Annotated in this window: 13 protein-coding genes; 9 read left to right on the top strand and 4 right to left on the bottom strand. The window is 54.9% G+C overall.

All coding sequences use genetic code 11. The annotated features are described in order from the left end of the window. Positions 1-11 precede the first annotated feature (11 nt). Genes gyrB through dnaA form a run of 4 tightly spaced genes read right to left on the bottom strand, consistent with a single transcriptional unit; the run spans position 12 to position 6,219 of the window. Positions 12-2,429, bottom strand: coding sequence for a DNA topoisomerase (ATP-hydrolyzing) subunit B (gyrB, locus tag B347_RS0107755; RefSeq protein WP_026014055.1), 2,418 nt, complete (start codon positions 2,427-2,429; stop codon positions 12-14). A gap of 5 nt (positions 2,430-2,434) precedes the next feature. Next, positions 2,435-3,538, bottom strand: coding sequence for a DNA replication/repair protein RecF (recF, locus tag B347_RS0107750; RefSeq protein WP_026014054.1), 1,104 nt, complete (start codon positions 3,536-3,538; stop codon positions 2,435-2,437). A 21-nt stretch (positions 3,539-3,559) separates the two neighbouring features. Continuing rightward, positions 3,560-4,663 carry a DNA polymerase III subunit beta gene (gene dnaN / locus B347_RS0107745; RefSeq protein ID WP_019409132.1) on the bottom strand — a complete coding sequence of 368 codons (1,104 nt, stop codon included), beginning with the start codon at positions 4,661-4,663 and terminating at the stop codon, positions 3,560-3,562. A gap of 38 nt (positions 4,664-4,701) precedes the next feature. Continuing rightward, on the bottom strand, positions 4,702-6,219 hold the full coding sequence (dnaA, locus tag B347_RS0107740) for a chromosomal replication initiator protein DnaA (protein ID WP_019409131.1): 1,518 nt from the start codon (positions 6,217-6,219) through the stop codon (positions 4,702-4,704). A gap of 563 nt (positions 6,220-6,782) precedes the next feature. On the opposite strand from dnaA, the gene rpmH reads away from it, so the two are divergent. The 9 genes from rpmH (at position 6,783) to B347_RS0107705 (ending at position 16,352) form a co-directional block, all read left to right on the top strand. Continuing rightward, on the top strand, positions 6,783-6,917 hold the full coding sequence (gene rpmH / locus B347_RS24750; protein ID WP_003213577.1) for a 50S ribosomal protein L34: 135 nt from the start codon (positions 6,783-6,785) through the stop codon (positions 6,915-6,917). 16 nt (positions 6,918-6,933) lie between these two features. Beyond that, a complete protein-coding gene (gene rnpA, locus B347_RS0107735; RefSeq protein WP_026014053.1) occupies positions 6,934-7,335 on the top strand; it encodes a ribonuclease P protein component in 402 nt (133 codons plus the stop codon). After that, complete coding sequence (gene yidD, locus B347_RS25830; RefSeq protein ID WP_081498269.1) at positions 7,328-7,561, top strand: membrane protein insertion efficiency factor YidD; 234 nt, start codon at positions 7,328-7,330, stop codon at positions 7,559-7,561. Before rnpA ends, yidD begins: the two co-directional genes overlap by 8 nt. 13 nt (positions 7,562-7,574) lie before the next feature. Beyond that, complete coding sequence (yidC, locus tag B347_RS0107730) at positions 7,575-9,257, top strand: membrane protein insertase YidC (protein ID WP_019409129.1); 1,683 nt, start codon at positions 7,575-7,577, stop codon at positions 9,255-9,257. An 82-nt stretch (positions 9,258-9,339) separates the two neighbouring features. After that, positions 9,340-10,707: a tRNA uridine-5-carboxymethylaminomethyl(34) synthesis GTPase MnmE gene (gene mnmE, locus B347_RS0107725; RefSeq protein ID WP_019409128.1), complete on the top strand. Its 1,368-nt coding sequence runs from the start codon at positions 9,340-9,342 to the stop codon at positions 10,705-10,707. A gap of 180 nt (positions 10,708-10,887) precedes the next feature. Next, complete coding sequence (locus B347_RS0107720) at positions 10,888-12,504, top strand: ABC-F family ATP-binding cassette domain-containing protein (protein ID WP_019409127.1); 1,617 nt, start codon at positions 10,888-10,890, stop codon at positions 12,502-12,504. A gap of 504 nt (positions 12,505-13,008) precedes the next feature. Continuing rightward, positions 13,009-14,901, top strand: a complete 1,893-nt coding sequence (gene mnmG, locus B347_RS0107715) for a tRNA uridine-5-carboxymethylaminomethyl(34) synthesis enzyme MnmG (protein ID WP_026014052.1) — start codon at positions 13,009-13,011, stop codon at positions 14,899-14,901. Next, positions 14,898-15,542 carry a 16S rRNA (guanine(527)-N(7))-methyltransferase RsmG gene (gene rsmG, locus B347_RS0107710; protein WP_019409125.1) on the top strand — a complete coding sequence of 215 codons (645 nt, stop codon included), beginning with the start codon at positions 14,898-14,900 and terminating at the stop codon, positions 15,540-15,542. Before mnmG ends, rsmG begins: the two co-directional genes overlap by 4 nt. An 18-nt stretch (positions 15,543-15,560) precedes the next feature. Further along, entirely contained in the window at positions 15,561-16,352 is a 792-nt protein-coding gene (locus tag B347_RS0107705; protein ID WP_019409124.1) for a ParA family protein, read from the top strand. The last annotated feature ends 5 nt before the right edge of the window (positions 16,353-16,357 follow it).

Raw genomic sequence — 16,357 nt, 5'->3', positions numbered from 1 at the left:
GCGTTACACCGTCAGAAGTCCAGGTTGGACACGGCCAGTGCGTTGCTCTCGATGAATTCACGGCGCGGTTCTACGGCGTCGCCCATCAAGGTGTTGAAGATCTGGTCAGCGCCGACCGCGTCTTCAATGGTGACTTTCAGCATGCGACGCACGCTTGGGTCCATGGTGGTTTCCCAGAGTTGGTCCGGGTTCATTTCGCCCAGCCCTTTGTAGCGCTGGATGGTGTGGCGCTTGGTGCTTTCGGCCATCAACCACTCTAGGGCTTCTTTGAACTCGGTCACTTGCTTGCGACGTTCGCCACGCTGGATGTACGCGCCGTCGTCGAGCAGGGTGCTCAGTTGTGCGCCCAAGGTCACAACGGTTTTGTAGTCGTTGCTGCCGAAGAAGTCGCGGTTGAAGGTGATGAAGGTCGAGTGGCCGTGGGAGATCAATTCGACCTCTGGCAACCAGACATTACGTTCACGGTCTTCGCGCAGGCTGGCTTTGTAGACCAGGCCCGATTTCTCGACCAGACGCAGACGCTCTTCGTACTTGGCCATCCACGCTTGCATGGCAGCGTGGTCGCCCAACTGCTCAAGGGTAACGGCTGGCAGGTAGATGAAGTGCTCGGTCAGTTCCTGTGGGTACAGGCGCGACAGACGCTTGAGTGTCTTCATGACCATGCGGAAGTCGTATACCAGACGCTCCAGCGCCTCACCAGAGATGCCTGGGGCTTCTTCGTTGAGGTGCAGGCTGGCGTCTTCAAGGGCCGACTGGGTCATGTATTCTTCCATGGCCTCGTCGTCTTTGATGTATTGCTCTTGCTTGCCCTTTTTCACTTTGTACAACGGCGGCTGGGCAATGTAGATGTAACCACGCTCGATCAGTTCCGGCAGTTGACGGAAGAAGAAGGTCAGCAGCAGGGTACGGATGTGCGAACCGTCGACGTCAGCATCGGTCATGATGATGATGTTGTGATAACGCAGTTTGTCGATGTTGTACTCGTCACGGCCAATGCCGCAACCCAGCGCGGTGATCAAGGTGCCAACTTCTTGCGAAGAGATCATCTTGTCGAAACGGGCTTTCTCAACGTTGAGGATTTTACCTTTCAACGGCAGGATCGCTTGGGTACGACGGTTACGTCCCTGCTTGGCGGAGCCGCCAGCAGAGTCACCTTCCACGAGGTACAGTTCGGACAGCGCCGGGTCTTTTTCCTGGCAGTCAGCCAACTTGCCCGGCAAGCCTGCGATGTCCAATGCGCCTTTGCGGCGGGTCATCTCGCGGGCTTTACGTGCCGCTTCACGCGCACGGGCTGCGTCGATCATCTTGCCGACAATCAGCTTGGCTTCGTTCGGGTTTTCCAGCAGGAAGTCGGAGAAGAACTTACCCATTTCCTGTTCAACAGCGGTCTTCACTTCAGAAGACACCAGCTTGTCTTTGGTCTGGGAGCTGAACTTCGGATCCGGTACTTTCACCGAGATAATGGCAGTCAGGCCTTCACGGGCGTCATCACCGGTGGTGGCGACTTTGTGCTTCTTGGCCAGGCCTTCAGCTTCGATGTAGGTGTTGAGGTTACGCGTCAGGGCAGAACGGAAGCCCACCAAGTGCGTACCGCCATCGCGCTGAGGAATGTTGTTGGTGAAGCACAACAGGTTCTCGTTGAAGCTGTCGTTCCACTGCAAGGCGATTTCTACGCCAATGCCGTCTTCACGCTGAACATTGAAGTGAAACACCTGGTTGACCGGAGTCTTGTTGGTGTTCAGGTAGTCAACGAACGCACGCAGGCCGCCTTCGTACTTGAACAGCTCTTCCTTGCCGCTGCGCTCATCTTTGAGGACGATGCCAACACCGGAGTTAAGGAAGGACAGTTCACGAATCCGCTTAGCCAGGATGTCCCAACTGAAGTGGATGTTCTTGAAGGTTTCAGCAGACGGTTTGAAGTGAATCTGAGTACCGGTGGTATCGCTTTCGCCAACGATCGCCATCGGCGCCTGAGGAACACCGTGGACGTAGGTCTGTTCCCAGATTTTGCCACTGCGGCGCACTGTCAGCACCAGCAACTCGGACAGGGCGTTTACAACCGAAACACCTACACCGTGCAATCCACCGGATACTTTGTAGGAGTTGTCATCGAATTTACCGCCAGCGTGCAGCACGGTCATGATGACCTCGGCGGCCGAAACGCCTTCCTCTTTGTGCACGTCAACCGGGATGCCGCGGCCGTTGTCGCGCACGGTGATAGATTCATCCGGGTGGATGGTAATGGTGATGTCGTCGCAATGACCCGCCAGCGCTTCGTCGATGGAGTTGTCGACTACTTCGAACACCATGTGGTGCAGACCGCTGCCATCGTCGGTGTCACCAATGTACATACCGGGACGTTTGCGTACGGCATCCAGGCCTTTCAGCACTTTAATGCTCGTTGAGTCGTACGTATTTTCTTCGCTCAATGCCTTCACTCCCGATGGTCGTGGGTCTGGGTGATACAGCCCTGTTCCACGTGGAACAGAGCAACTGGCGTTTCCGTCTGCCAGCCTTCCCTCAATAATTCGTGATCTACACAGGTGATAAATACCTGGCAGCGTAAGTCTTCCAACAAGCGACACAGTGCGTTGCGATGCTGCTCATCCAATTCGGACGGCAAGTCATCCACTAGATAAATACATTGGCCGCGCCTTGCCTGACTGACCAAGTGCCCTTGAGCAATGCGCAAGGCACAGACCACTAGCTTTTGCTGTCCGCGCGACAAAATGTCAGCCGCGTTATTGGTGCCTATCTTCAGGCGCAAATCAGCACGTTGTGGTCCGGCTTGGGTGTGCCCCATTTGCTGGTCCCGGTGGACAGACGCGGCGAGTACAGCACTAAGCTCTCGGTCTTTGTCCCAACCACGGTAATAACTCAGCGTTAAACCTTCGAGCTCAAGCAACTCACTTAAAGTCTGCTCAAAGACAGGTTTCAAGGCTTTGATGTAAGCGCGGCGGTATTCATCAATGTCAGCACTGGCCAGGCACAGTTCCCGGTCCCATGCCGCTTGTGAAACGGCGTCGAGTGTACCATGCCGCAGCCATGAGTTCCGCTGCCGCAGGGCCTTCTGTAGCCGCTGCCAGGTCGACATAAAGCGCGGTTCCACATGGAACACGCCCCAATCGAGAAACTGCCTACGAATCTTGGGGGCACCTTCCAGTAGTCGAAAGCTGTCAGGATTGATTAATTGCAGGGGCAAGATCTCAGCCAGTTGCGCCGCACTGCGCGCATTTTGACCGTCGATCCTTATTTGAAAGTCCCCTTGCCGATCACGCGAGACTCCGAGCGCGCTGTGTCCGCCTTCCGCCAGTTCTACCTGACCAAAAACTGTACAGCTGGACTGATCATGCTGGATGACGGGTGTAAGCCGCACGCTGCGAAACGAACGCGCCAGCCCCAGCAAGTGAACCGCTTCGAGCACGCTGGTTTTTCCGCTGCCATTGGCGCCGTACAGGATATTGATGCGGGGGGAAGGGGAGAGGGTCACCGGGTGCAGGTTACGCACTCCGGCGACTGTGACGCGACTAAGGGACATCTAGCTTGGGCTGTGCATAGATTACAGGCGCATCGGCATAACAACGTAGGCCGAGTCGTCGTTATCAGACTCTTGCACCAAGGCGCTGCTGTTAGAGTCAGACAGGATGAGGCGCACTTGTTCAGTGGTCATCACGCCCAGCACGTCCAGCAGGTAGCTCACGTTGAATCCAATTTCGAGCGAGCCGCCGTTGTAATCAACGCCCACTTCTTCTTCCGCTTCTTCTTGCTCCGGGTTATTGGCCTGGATTTTCAGTTGGCCATTGGCCAATTGCAGACGAATACCACGGTACTTCTCGTTGGACAGGATCGCAGTTCGGCTGAACGCTTCACGCAGTACCTGGCGGTCACCGATAACCACCTTGTCACCGCCTTTAGGCAGCACACGCTCGTAGTCCGGGAACTTGCCATCAACCAGCTTGGAGGTGAAGGTGAACTCGCCGGTGGTGGCGCGGATGTGGTGCGCGCCCAACACGATGCTCACTTCGCCGTCCGGCTCGGTCAGCAAGCGGGCCAGTTCGAGAATACCTTTGCGCGGTACGATCACTTGGTGACGATCGGGCTGACCAATGTCGGCTTTCATCGAGCACATGGCCAAACGGTGCCCGTCAGTGGCGACTGCGCGGATGATACCAGCAGACACTTCCAGCAGCATGCCGTTGAGGTAGTAACGAACGTCCTGCTGAGCCATGGCGAAGCTGGTACGTTCGATCAGGCGGCGCAGTTTGCTTTGCTGCAGGCTGCACGTCAGCGAACCCGGGCCTTCTTCAACCGTCGGGAAATCATTGGCTGGCAAGGTTGACAGGGTGAAGCGGCTGCGGCCTGCCTTGACCACCAGTTTCTGATCATCAAGCTTGATGTCGATCAGTGCATCGTTGGGCAAGCTTTTGCAAATATCCATCAGCTTGCGCGCGGGTACGGTGATCTCGCCGGGCTCGGCCGGTTCTTCGAGCTGGACGCGACCGACCAGTTCGACTTCAAGGTCGGTACCGGTCAGCGACAGTTGCTGGCCTTCGACAACCAACAGCACGTTGGACAAAACCGGCAAGGTCTGGCGGCGTTCAACGACGCCTGCGACCAGTTGCAGGGGTTTCAACAGGGCTTCGCGTTGAATGGTGAAATGCATGGTCTAGTCCCTTGCCTTAATAAGCTGCGTTGGTGTCATCAGGTTGTCAGGGTTCGCAGCAGGTTCTTGTAGTCCTCGCGGATGTCCGCGTCGGATTCCTTGAGTTCGTTGATCTTGCGGCATGCGTGCAAGACTGTCGTGTGATCGCGACCACCAAACACGTCGCCAATTTCCGGCAGGCTGTGGTTGGTCAGCTCTTTGGACAGCGCCATGGCAACCTGGCGGGGACGTGCTACCGAGCGTGAACGACGCTTGGAGAGCAGGTCCGAAATTTTGATCTTGTAATACTCGGCCACTGTGCGCTGGATGTTATCCACAGAGACAAGCTTATCTTGCAACGCCAACAAGTCTTTCAGGGATTCGCGAATCAACTCAATGGTGATGTCGCGGCCCATGAAGTGTGAGTGAGCGATGACCCGCTTGAGCGCACCTTCAAGCTCACGCACGTTGGAGCGAATGCGTTGAGCAATAAAGAAGGCGGCATCGTGGGGCAGGTCAACCTTGGCCTGGTCTGCCTTCTTCATCAAGATCGCGACTCGCGTTTCGAGCTCTGGCGGCTCAACGGCCACTGTCAATCCCCAGCCGAAGCGGGATTTGAGACGCTCTTCGAGACCTTCGATCTCTTTGGGGTATCGGTCGCTGGTCAGAATGACTTGCTGACCGCCTTCAAGCAGGGCGTTGAAGGTATGGAAGAACTCTTCCTGGGACCGCTCTTTACGCGCAAAGAATTGAATGTCATCGATGAGCAGCGCGTCGACCGAACGGTAAAAGCGCTTGAACTCGTTGATAGCGTTGAGCTGCAAGGCCTTGACCATATCGGCTACAAAACGCTCGGAATGCAGGTACACGACCTTGGCATTCGGATTCTTCTTTAATAGATGGTTACCCACCGCGTGCATCAAGTGCGTCTTACCCAAACCTACACCGCCATAAAGGAAGAGCGGGTTGTAACCGTGCTTGGGATTGTCCGCAACCTGCCAAGCCGCAGCGCGGGCCAGTTGGTTGGACTTACCCTCTACGAAGTTCTCGAAGGTGAAGGTGCGGTTCAGGTAGCTGGTGTGCTTGAGCGCACCTTCAACCTGAACAGTACGTTGCTCGGCACGTACTGGCGCTTGTTGCGAGCTGGCACCCGCCATCGGATCGAAGCTGTCGCGCGAAGGCTCTTCGCTCGCTTCGGCCGCCTGCTTAGGGGTCGGAGCAGGAGTGGGGGCTGCGTTTGACTGAGTGTTTGGCGCAGGTGCTGGCGTCGAAGCCTGTTGAGAGGCTGCCGCCGCTAATGGCGCGTTGGGCGCAGCACGAGGTGCCGAACTGCGCTTACTGCCTATTAATAAGGACAACGCGGGCGCCATGCCATTGCTGTGCTCATTCAGCAGTTCAAGCAAACGGCTCAGATACTTCTCGTTAACCCAGTCGAGAACAAACCGATTGGGTGCATACACGCGCAACTCGTCGCCTTCGGCTTCGACCTGTAGTGGACGGATCCAGGTGTTGAATTGCTGGGCAGGCAGCTCATCGCGCAAAAGCTCTACGCACTGCTGCCAAAGTTCCACTGACACGGATATCCCCTAAGTTGAAAGCCGGTGAGGCAAAAACAGGCGCCATTGTAGCGACCACTCGCGTACTTATCCACACGTAGGTTGCCTGCCTATAAGGAGAGATCACGCTTTTCGCTGTGAACAAAGCGACAAATGGTATGTGCATAAGGTCTGTGGATAAGCGGGCCTAAGCTCATTGCACAAGTGGGGTCGAAAGTCTGTGCATAACTGGCCTGTGGATAAAGAGGTGTTTCATGCACAGCTTATCCGAGGTTGTAGCACAGGCAGAGCACGGCTTCTCGACAGTGTTGTCATTCTCTGTACACCTTGAATTATATGGGCTGCTTTGACTTATCCACAGAAGAGTGCGGCTCTAAGTTTAATAAGCTTTATAAAAGAGCTTCAAATACTTCGTTTCTTTATTTTTATAGTTGGCTGACAAAAAGCTTGTGCAAAACCCCAGGCATCTATTTAGCGGTTAACGTTGGTTGGAAATTGACCTATTGCCTTGCATTCTCTAGAATCGCCGGTCTCTTAAAACGGGGGCCATTCCGGCCCGTTGTGGACGAACCAGGTAGCACGACATGAAACGTACTTTCCAACCAAGCACTATCAAACGCGCCCGCACTCACGGTTTCCGTGCTCGCATGGCTACTAAAAACGGCCGTGCAGTCCTGTCGCGTCGCCGCGCCAAAGGCCGTGCGCGTCTGGCAGTTTGATAATCAGACAATGGTGGTGAGTCAGGACTTCAGTCGGGAAAAGCGGTTACTCACTCCCCGACATTTCAAGGCAGTCTTTGACTCCCCCACCGGCAAGGTTCCGGGGAAAAATCTCCTGCTCCTTGCGCGCAGCAACGATCTTGATCACCCCCGCCTGGGGTTAGTGATCGGGAAAAAGAGCGTAAAGCTCTCCGTTCAGCGCAATCGCCTTAAGCGTTTGATGCGTGAATCGTTTCGTCTCCACCAGGATCAACTGGTCGGTTGGGATATCGTTATCGTCGCGCGCAAAGGTTTGGGTGACGTAGAGAACCCCGAATTGATTCAGCATTTCGGCAAACTCTGGAAACGCCTGGCCCGTAACACGCCAGTTCCAGCGGTTAAAACCGAAACTGTAGGGGTAGGCAGTCCTGATGCGTAAACTGGCGATCCTTCCGATCCAGTTTTATCGTTATGCCATTAGTCCTTTGATGGCCAGCCACTGCCGTTTCTACCCCAGTTGTTCCTGCTACGCGATGGAAGCCATCGAAAATCATGGCGTTCTTCGCGGCGGCTGGCTGACCTTTCGTCGTTTAGGTCGCTGTCACCCGTGGAATCCCGGTGGTTACGACCCGGTTCCACCTATCCCTACCTCCCGTTCTTCTTGATGGCCGAGTAATCATGGATATTAAACGCACGATCCTGATCGTCGCTCTAGCAGTCGTGTCCTACGTTATGGTTCTGAAATGGAACCAGGATTACGGCCAAGCTGCCCTGCCGACTCAGAATGTTGCCGCCAGCTCCACTCCACAGGCTTTGCCTGATACGGTGCCAGGTAACAACGCTTCGAACAGTGCCGATGTACCCAGCGCCAATACTGATAGCAGCACACCAACTGAAGCACCGGTTGCTGCCAGCAAAGACCTCATCCACGTAAAAACGGATGTTCTGGACATCGCGATTGATCCACAGGGTGGTGACATTGCCCAACTGCGTCTGCCGCTTTATCCACGTCGCCAAGACCACCCGGATGTTCCTTTCCAGCTGTTCGATAACGGCGGTGAGCGTACCTATCTGGCACAAAGTGGCCTGACTGGCGTTGACGGACCGGATGCTCGGACTGCCGGTCGTCCGGTTTTCAGTGCAGACAAAAAGACGTTTGAACTGGCTCCAGGCCAGGATCAGTTGGTCGTTGACCTGAAATTCAGCGAAAACGGCGTCAACTACATCAAACGTTTCACGCTTAAGCGTGGCCTGTACGATGTTCAAGTCAGCTATTTGATTGATAACGAGAGCAGCAAGCCGTGGACCGGTAACCTGTTCGCGCAATTGAAACGCGACGCCAGCTCTGATCCTTCTTCCAGCACCGCCACCGGCACTGCGACTTACCTGGGCGCAGCCCTGTGGACAAGTGCAGAACCGTACAAAAAAGTGTCGATGAAAGATATCGACAAGGGCCAACTGAAAGAAACCGTTCAAGGTGGCTGGGTTGCTTGGCTGCAACACTACTTTGTGACTGCGTGGATTCCTCAGAAAGGCGATAACAACGTCGTTCAGACCCGCAAAGATAGCCAAGGCAACTACATCATCGGTTTTACTGGCCCAACCTTGACCGTTGAGCCAGGCAAAACTGCTGAAACCAGCGCTACGTTGTACGCAGGTCCAAAAAGCCAGGGTGTACTCAAAGAGTTATCCCCAGGTCTGGAGCTGACTGTCGACTACGGCATTCTGTGGTTCATTGCTCAGCCAATTTTCTGGTTGCTGCAACATATCCACAGCTTGGTGGGTAACTGGGGTTGGTCGATTATCTTCCTGACCATGCTGATCAAAGGGATTTTCTTCCCATTGTCGGCCGCCAGCTACAAATCGATGGCACGCATGCGCGCTGTGGCACCAAAACTGGCCGCTCTGAAAGAGCAGTTCGGTGATGATCGCCAAAAAATGTCGCAAGCGATGATGGAGCTGTACAAGAAAGAGAAGATCAATCCACTGGGCGGCTGCTTGCCGATTCTGGTGCAGATGCCGGTGTTCCTGTCCTTGTACTGGGTACTTCTGGAAAGTGTTGAAATGCGCCAGGCGCCGTTCATGCTCTGGATTACCGACTTGTCGATCAAAGACCCGTTCTTCATTCTGCCGATCATCATGGGCGCAACCATGTTCATCCAGCAGCGTCTGAACCCGACTCCTCCGGATCCGATGCAGGCCAAGGTAATGAAGCTGATGCCAATCATCTTCACCTTCTTCTTCCTGTGGTTCCCGGCTGGTCTGGTGCTGTACTGGGTTGTGAACAACTGCCTGTCCATCGCTCAACAGTGGTACATCACACGTAAGGTTGAAGCCGCTACCAAAAAAGCAGCTGCTTAACTTACTCTGTTGATCACCACTCAAAACGCCCCCTAGTGGGGCGTTTTGCTATCTGTCACTTTTGTTTTTGAGGCCTGTCTTTATGAGTGTTCCGGCACAAACTATTGCTGCTGTGGCGACTGCCCAAGGCCGAGGCGGTGTGGGGATCGTGCGTATTTCCGGGCCACTCGCCAGTATCGCCGCACACGCCTTCACTGAGCGCGAACTGAAACCGCGCTATGCCCATTACGGGCCGTTTTATGGTGAAAACAGTGAAGTGCTGGACGAAGGCATCGCGCTTTATTTCCCGGGGCCAAACTCGTTTACTGGCGAAGACGTGCTGGAGTTGCAAGGTCACGGTGGCCCGATCGTTCTCGATATGTTGCTGCAACGCTGTATTCAACTGGGTTGCCGCTTGGCCCGCCCAGGCGAATTCAGTGAACGTGCATTTTTGAATGACAAACTCGATCTGGCGCAAGCCGAGGCGATTGCCGACCTTATCGAAGCCAGTTCTGCACAAGCGGCACGCAACGCATTGCGCTCCTTGCAGGGCGCTTTCTCCCAACGTGTGCATAAGTTGACCGAGCAACTGATCAGTTTGCGCATCTATGTCGAAGCAGCGATTGACTTCCCTGAGGAAGAGATCGACTTTTTGGCTGATGGCCATGTATTGGGCATGCTCGACAACGTGCGCGAAGAGTTATCCACCGTTAAGCGCGAAGCGGGTCAGGGCGCATTGCTGCGCGATGGCATGACGGTGGTGATTGCCGGCCGTCCCAATGCCGGTAAATCCAGCTTGCTCAACGCGCTGGCCGGACGTGAAGCGGCCATCGTGACGGAGATCGCCGGTACTACCCGCGACGTGCTGCGTGAACATATCCACATCGACGGCATGCCGCTGCACGTGGTCGACACTGCTGGCTTGCGCGACACCGACGACCAGGTCGAGAAAATCGGTGTGCAGCGGGCGCTCAAAGCCATTGGTGAAGCGGATCGCGTGTTGCTGGTGGTGGATGCGACAGCACCGGAAGCTGATGATCCTTTCGCGTTATGGCCCGAGTTTTTGGAACAGCGCCCGGACCCCGCCAACGTCACCTTGATTCGTAACAAGGCGGACCTTAGCGGTGAAGCGGTGAGCCTTGAAGTCAGCGCCGATGGCCATGTAACGATCAGCCTCAGTGCCCGATCAACGGAGGGTCTGGATTTACTGCGTGAGCACCTTAAGGCCTGCATGGGCTACGAGCAGACTTCCGAGAGCAGCTTCAGCGCACGTCGTCGTCACCTAGAGGCGTTGCAGCACGCCAGCGATGCCCTTGAGCATGGGCGTGCACAGCTGACGCTGGCGGGCGCCGGAGAGTTACTGGCCGAAGATTTACGTATGGCGCAGCAATCGTTGGGCGAGATTACGGGGGCATTCAGTTCGGATGACCTGCTGGGGCGGATCTTCTCCAGCTTCTGTATCGGTAAATAATGCCCCGCAACCTGTAAGGACAAGCTTGCCTCGCGATCTTTTGATCTGTTAAAAGATCGCGACACCAGCCTTTTCCTACAGGTACTAGTCCAATGCGCCATTGATGCCGCCGCAATTTTTGCGGCCAGTTCTTAATTCCCCTGCAACAGGGGGGTAGATCTGTGCATCTCTGGAGTGCGTATGACTCACGCTACCTGTGTCACGCTGGAAGGCGTTTCCTATCAGTTGCCTGATGGCAGCTCGCTATTTTCTGACCTCAACCTACATCTCGATCAACGCCATACCGGCCTGGTCGGGCGTAATGGTGTGGGTAAAAGTGTATTGGCCCGTCTGATTGCCGGGGATATTTCTCCTACCGCTGGGCGTTGCCTGCGTACCGAGAAGGTGTATTACCTGACGCAGCACATCACCCATGCACCGGGGCAGACAGTCGCCGATCTGGCCGGCGTACGACCTCTCATCAACGCGCTGGAACGCATTGAACAAGGCAGTACTGCACAAGCGGACTTTGACGCTGTAGGCGAGCAATGGAACATTCGTCAGCTGTTACTCGACCAATTGGCGCACAACAACCTCGAGCACCTCATGCCTTCAACCCCAACCTCACGGCTCAGTGGGGGCGAAGCCATGCGTGTCGCACTGATGGGGGCGTTTATGACACAGGCCGATCTGCTGATTCTGGATGAACCGACCAATCATCTGGACCGTGAGCAGCGTTTGGTACTGCAGGCGCAACTCAGCCATTGGCCCAAGGCGTTGCTGGTGATCAGCCATGACCGTGAGTTACTGGAGCCCATGACGCGCATCCTCGAACTCTCAGCCTTGGGGCTGGCCAGCTACGGCGGTGGTTATTCGTTTTATGCACAGGCCAAAGCGCAGCAAAAAACCGTCGCCGAGCAGCAACTGGCCCACGCAAAACTTGAACGAAATCGACAAGAACAACGGTTGCGCGAGCAGGCGGAACAGCTTGAACGCAGACGGTCACGGGGCAGCAAGTCCGCCAGCACCGGTAATCAGGCGAAGATTTTGCTGGGCCGGCAAAAGGAGCGAAGTCAAAACAGCAACGGCAAATGGCAGCAGCATCAGCAAGCCGCGCGCGAAGCGCTATCGGTGCGCGTCCGGCAGGCTGCCAGCCAGGTTGAAGGGCAGCAGCCCGTGTTTGTCTATGCCCCCACAGCGAGCCAGCACAGCGCTGCCCATATCGCTGAGTTGGTTGAAGCACGCCTGCCTTGTGGCGTCGAACCGCTGCGCACACTCAGCCTGACGCTTAGTCGGGGCCAGCGGGTTGCCTTGCTCGGACCCAATGGCTGTGGCAAATCAACGGTACTCAAGGTATTGGCTGGCCAGGTACCGATCCTGGCAGGGCTGGCGGATATCCGTGTTAAAACGACCTATCTCGATCAGCATCTGGCATTGCTGAACCTTGAATCTTCAGTTCTGGAGCAGTTGCAGGCACTCAATCGGCAATTCACGGAGAGTGAATTGCGTACCCGGTTGGCGCAACTAGGGCTTGGTGCAGAGCATGTTAATCGTCCCTGTGCACAACTCAGTGGCGGCGAACGGCTAAAGGCTGCAATGGCCTGTGTGTTCTATGCCGAGCAGCCTGCGCAGTTGTTACTGCTGGATGAACCCGTCAATCACCTCGATCTCGCGTCTGTGCAGGCGCTAGAAAGCATGCTCAACCAATACCCCGGTACCTTGGTCGTGACCTCACACGACGAAAATTTTTTAGATGCGATTGGAATTACCCACAGGCTCTCTGCATCTCCCCAAGGGTGGTCGATCGAACCTATTTAAGCCTCACTCAGACTGCCGTTCATCACATTAATCCCTTCCCGATCGACTGACCGCCTGATGAATGACTCATGCAGACGGCTTTCGGCTGCCTGTTTAACGAGCAACAACTGCTAATTTACTCAAATAAGCCCTGTGTATAACTGGCCATCAGCTCAGTGGGTAAGTAGGCCTTAAAACTGATGATAACCACCCCTGTGGATAAGCGCCTGTTTTACCCACAGGCTTAAACCACTTATTCACGGCCCTTATTGGCACATGACCACAGACTTTTGAATCTCTGTACAGTACGTAAAATAAGGCTTTCAGAAATCTATCCACAGAAAGCTGCCTGCATAGAAATAAACATAAAAACAAAGCTTTAAATATTTCTTCTCTATTTATTTATCTATCTTGCCTTATCCACAAGCTGGTTAAATTTTGTGCAGAGGGTTCTTTAAGAAGGGCGAAGTCCCTATACTTCGCGGTCTATCCAAAAAACCCCTAGTAACAGGCACGAGGTGCGTGGTGAATTTCCCTTCCCGTTTTGCAGTGATCGTCATCGGTGGCGGTCACGCCGGAACCGAGGCTGCACTTGCTTCAGCACGTATGGGCGTAAAAACCCTACTGCTGACCCACAACGTGGAAACCCTCGGGCAAATGAGCTGCAATCCTGCAATTGGCGGGATTGGTAAAAGCCATCTGGTTAAAGAAATCGACGCCCTCGGCGGCGCGATGGCCATTGCTACCGACAAAGGCGGAATCCAGTTCCGCGTACTCAATGGGCGTAAAGGCCCAGCCGTGCGAGCAACACGTGCACAGGCAGATCGCATCCTCTACAAAGCGGCCGTACGCGAAATCCTGGAAAACCAGCCCAACCTGTGGATATTTCAACAAGCGGCTGATGACCTGATCGTTGAACAGGATCAAGTACGCGGTGTGGTTACACAGATGGGCCTGCGTTTCATGGCCGATGCCGTGGTTTTGACCACTGGCACGTTCTTGGGTGGACTTATCCACATCGGCTTACAAAACTACTCAGGCGGACGAGCTGGTGATCCACCTTCAATTGCCCTAGCACACCGTCTGCGTGAACTGCCTTTGCGTGTGGGTCGCCTAAAAACCGGCACTCCACCGCGTATTGATGGCCGTTCGGTTGATTTTTCAGTCATGACAGAACAACCCGGCGACACGCCTATCCCGGTCATGTCGTTTATGGGCAACAAAGAACAGCACCCACAACAAGTGAGCTGCTGGATCACCCATACCAATGCCCGTACTCACGAAATCATTGCTGCCAACCTTGATCGTTCACCGATGTACTCGGGTGTCATTGAAGGGATTGGCCCACGTTACTGCCCTTCGATTGAAGACAAGATTCATCGTTTTGCTGACAAGGAAAGCCACCAGGTGTTTATCGAACCGGAAGGTTTGACCACCCATGAGCTGTATCCGAACGGCATTTCGACCTCGTTGCCTTTCGATGTGCAGTTGCAAATCGTGCAATCGATTCGCGGTATGGAAAATGCCCACATCGTGCGTCCAGGCTATGCCATCGAATACGATTATTTCGACCCTCGTGACTTGAAATACAGCCTCGAAACCAAGGTGATTGGGGGGTTGTTCTTTGCTGGACAAATCAACGGCACCACCGGTTACGAAGAAGCGGGCGCGCAAGGTTTGCTCGCGGGTTCCAACGCCGCTTTGCTCGCACAGGGCAAAGACAGCTGGTGCCCGCGTCGCGATGAGGCGTACATCGGCGTGTTGGTTGATGACCTGATTACCTTGGGGACCCAAGAACCGTATCGGATGTTCACCTCTCGCGCCGAATACCGTTTGATCCTGCGCGAAGACAACGCGGACATGCGTTTGACCGAAAAAGGTCGCGAGCTTGGTTTGGTCGATGACGCCCGTTGGGCAGCGTTTTGCACCAAACGCGAAAGCATTGCCCTTGAAGAACAGCGTCTGAAAAGCACATGGGTTCGTCCAGGCACAGAGCAAGGTGAAGCGATTGCGGCTAAATTTGGCACGCCGTTGACCCATGAATACAATTTATTGAATTTGTTGACCCGTCCAGAAATCGATTACGCCGGTTTGGTTGAAGTGACCGGGCAGGGCGCAAGCGATCCGCTGGTCGCTGAACAGGTCGAAATCAAGACCAAGTACGCGGGTTACATTGATCGTCAACAGGATGAGATCGCTCGTTTGCGGGCCAGTGAAAATACCAAACTGCCTGTGGATATCGATTACACGAACATCTCCGGGCTCTCGAAAGAGATTCAGAGCAAGCTCGGCGCCACCCGTCCAGAGACACTTGGTCAGGCTTCACGCATCCCCGGCGTTACCCCGGCTGCGATTTCCCTGTTGATGATTCACCTGAAAAAACGCGGCGCTGGCCGCAAGTTGGAGCAAAACGCTTGAGTTCGCTGGTCATTGCACAACACGCCGAAGAATTATCCACAGGCGCACGCCAATTGGGCGTCAACCTGACTGAATTTCAGCACCAGCAACTGCTGGGTTATCTAGCGCTGTTGATCAAATGGAACAAGGCCTACAACCTCACGGCTGTGCGTAACCCCGACGAGATGGTGTCGCGTCACCTGCTCGACAGTCTGAGTGTGATGCCCTTCATCGAAAACGGTCGTTGGCTGGATGTGGGCAGTGGTGGAGGAATGCCCGGCATTCCTTTGGCCATCCTGTTTCCTGAGTCACAGGTGACGTGCTTGGACAGCAACGGCAAGAAGACCCGCTTCCTGACTCAGGTCAAACTCGAGCTCAAACTGGACAACCTGCAAGTTATCCACAGTCGCGTCGAAGAGTTTCAGCCGGCGCTGCCGTTTACCGGAATTGTTTCCAGGGCTTTCAGCAGCATGGAGAACTTCAGCAACTGGACGCGCCACCTAGGCAACAGTGAAACACGCTGGTTGGCAATGAAGGGCGTCCATCCGGCCGATGAGCTGGTAGCATTGCCGTCTGATTTTCGTCTAGATAGCGAACACGCCTTGACTGTTCCAGGTTGCCAAGGCCAACGCCATCTGCTGATACTGCGCCGAACGGCATGATTGGGAACGCAAGCAAGAATGGCTAAGGTATTCGCAATAGCGAACCAAAAAGGTGGTGTGGGTAAAACCACCACCTGTATCAACCTCGCAGCATCGCTGGTCGCGACCAAGCGCCGCGTACTGCTGATCGACCTTGATCCACAGGGCAACGCCACCATGGGTAGCGGTGTGGATAAACATGGCCTTGAGAATTCGGTTTACGACTTGTTGATCGGTGAATGCGATTTGGCTCAGGCCATGCACGTCTCCGAGCACGGTGGTTACCAGTTGTTGCCAGCTAACCGCGATCTGACGGCAGCCGAGGTTGTGCTGCTAGAAATGCAGATGAAAGAAAGCCGTCTGCGGACTGCGCTGGCGCCGGTTCGTGAAAGCTACGATTACATCCTGATCGATTGCCCGCCGTCTCTGTCGATGTTGACCTTGAACGCACTGGTTGCAGCCGATGGGGTGATTATCCCCATGCAGTGTGAGTACTTCGCCCTTGAAGGCTTGAGCGACCTTGTGGATAACATCAAGCGCATCGCCGAGTTGCTGAACCCGAACCTGAAAATCGAAGGCCTGCTGCGGACTATGTACGACCCGCGTCTGAGCCTGATGAACGATGTGTCGGCCCAGCTCAAAGAGCACTTTGGTGAGCAGCTCTACGACACAGTGATTCCGCGCAACATTCGTCTGGCCGAGGCACCGAGTTACGGTATGCCTGCACTGGCCTATGATAAAAATTCCCGTGGCGCGATTGCTTACCTTGCCTTGGCCGGTGAGCTGGTTCGTCGTCAGCGTCGCTCCTCCCGCACTGCTCAGCCAACTTAAGGAAA

Origin of the sequence: Pseudomonas psychrophila HA-4 (genome assembly GCF_000282975.1) — a bacterium.
GTDB lineage: Bacteria > Pseudomonadota > Gammaproteobacteria > Pseudomonadales > Pseudomonadaceae > Aquipseudomonas > Aquipseudomonas psychrophila_A.
Note: the sequence above shows the minus strand (reverse complement) of the source record. Positions and strands in the feature narration are given on the sequence as shown.

Excerpts from the sequence above, each read along its gene's own strand:
- recF (WP_026014054.1), bottom strand. The coding sequence starts at position 3,538 with ATGTCCCTTAGTCGCGTCACAGTCGCCGGAGTGCGTAACCTGCACCCG.
- dnaN (WP_019409132.1), bottom strand. The coding sequence starts at position 4,663 with ATGCATTTCACCATTCAACGCGAAGCCCTGTTGAAACCCCTGCAACTG.
- rpmH (WP_003213577.1), top strand. The coding sequence starts at position 6,783 with ATGAAACGTACTTTCCAACCAAGCACTATCAAACGCGCCCGCACTCAC.
- yidD (WP_081498269.1), top strand. The coding sequence starts at position 7,328 with ATGCGTAAACTGGCGATCCTTCCGATCCAGTTTTATCGTTATGCCATT.
- yidC (WP_019409129.1), top strand. The coding sequence starts at position 7,575 with ATGGATATTAAACGCACGATCCTGATCGTCGCTCTAGCAGTCGTGTCC.
- mnmE (WP_019409128.1), top strand. The coding sequence starts at position 9,340 with ATGAGTGTTCCGGCACAAACTATTGCTGCTGTGGCGACTGCCCAAGGC.
- B347_RS0107720 (WP_019409127.1), top strand. The coding sequence starts at position 10,888 with ATGACTCACGCTACCTGTGTCACGCTGGAAGGCGTTTCCTATCAGTTG.
- B347_RS0107705 (WP_019409124.1), top strand. The coding sequence starts at position 15,561 with ATGGCTAAGGTATTCGCAATAGCGAACCAAAAAGGTGGTGTGGGTAAA.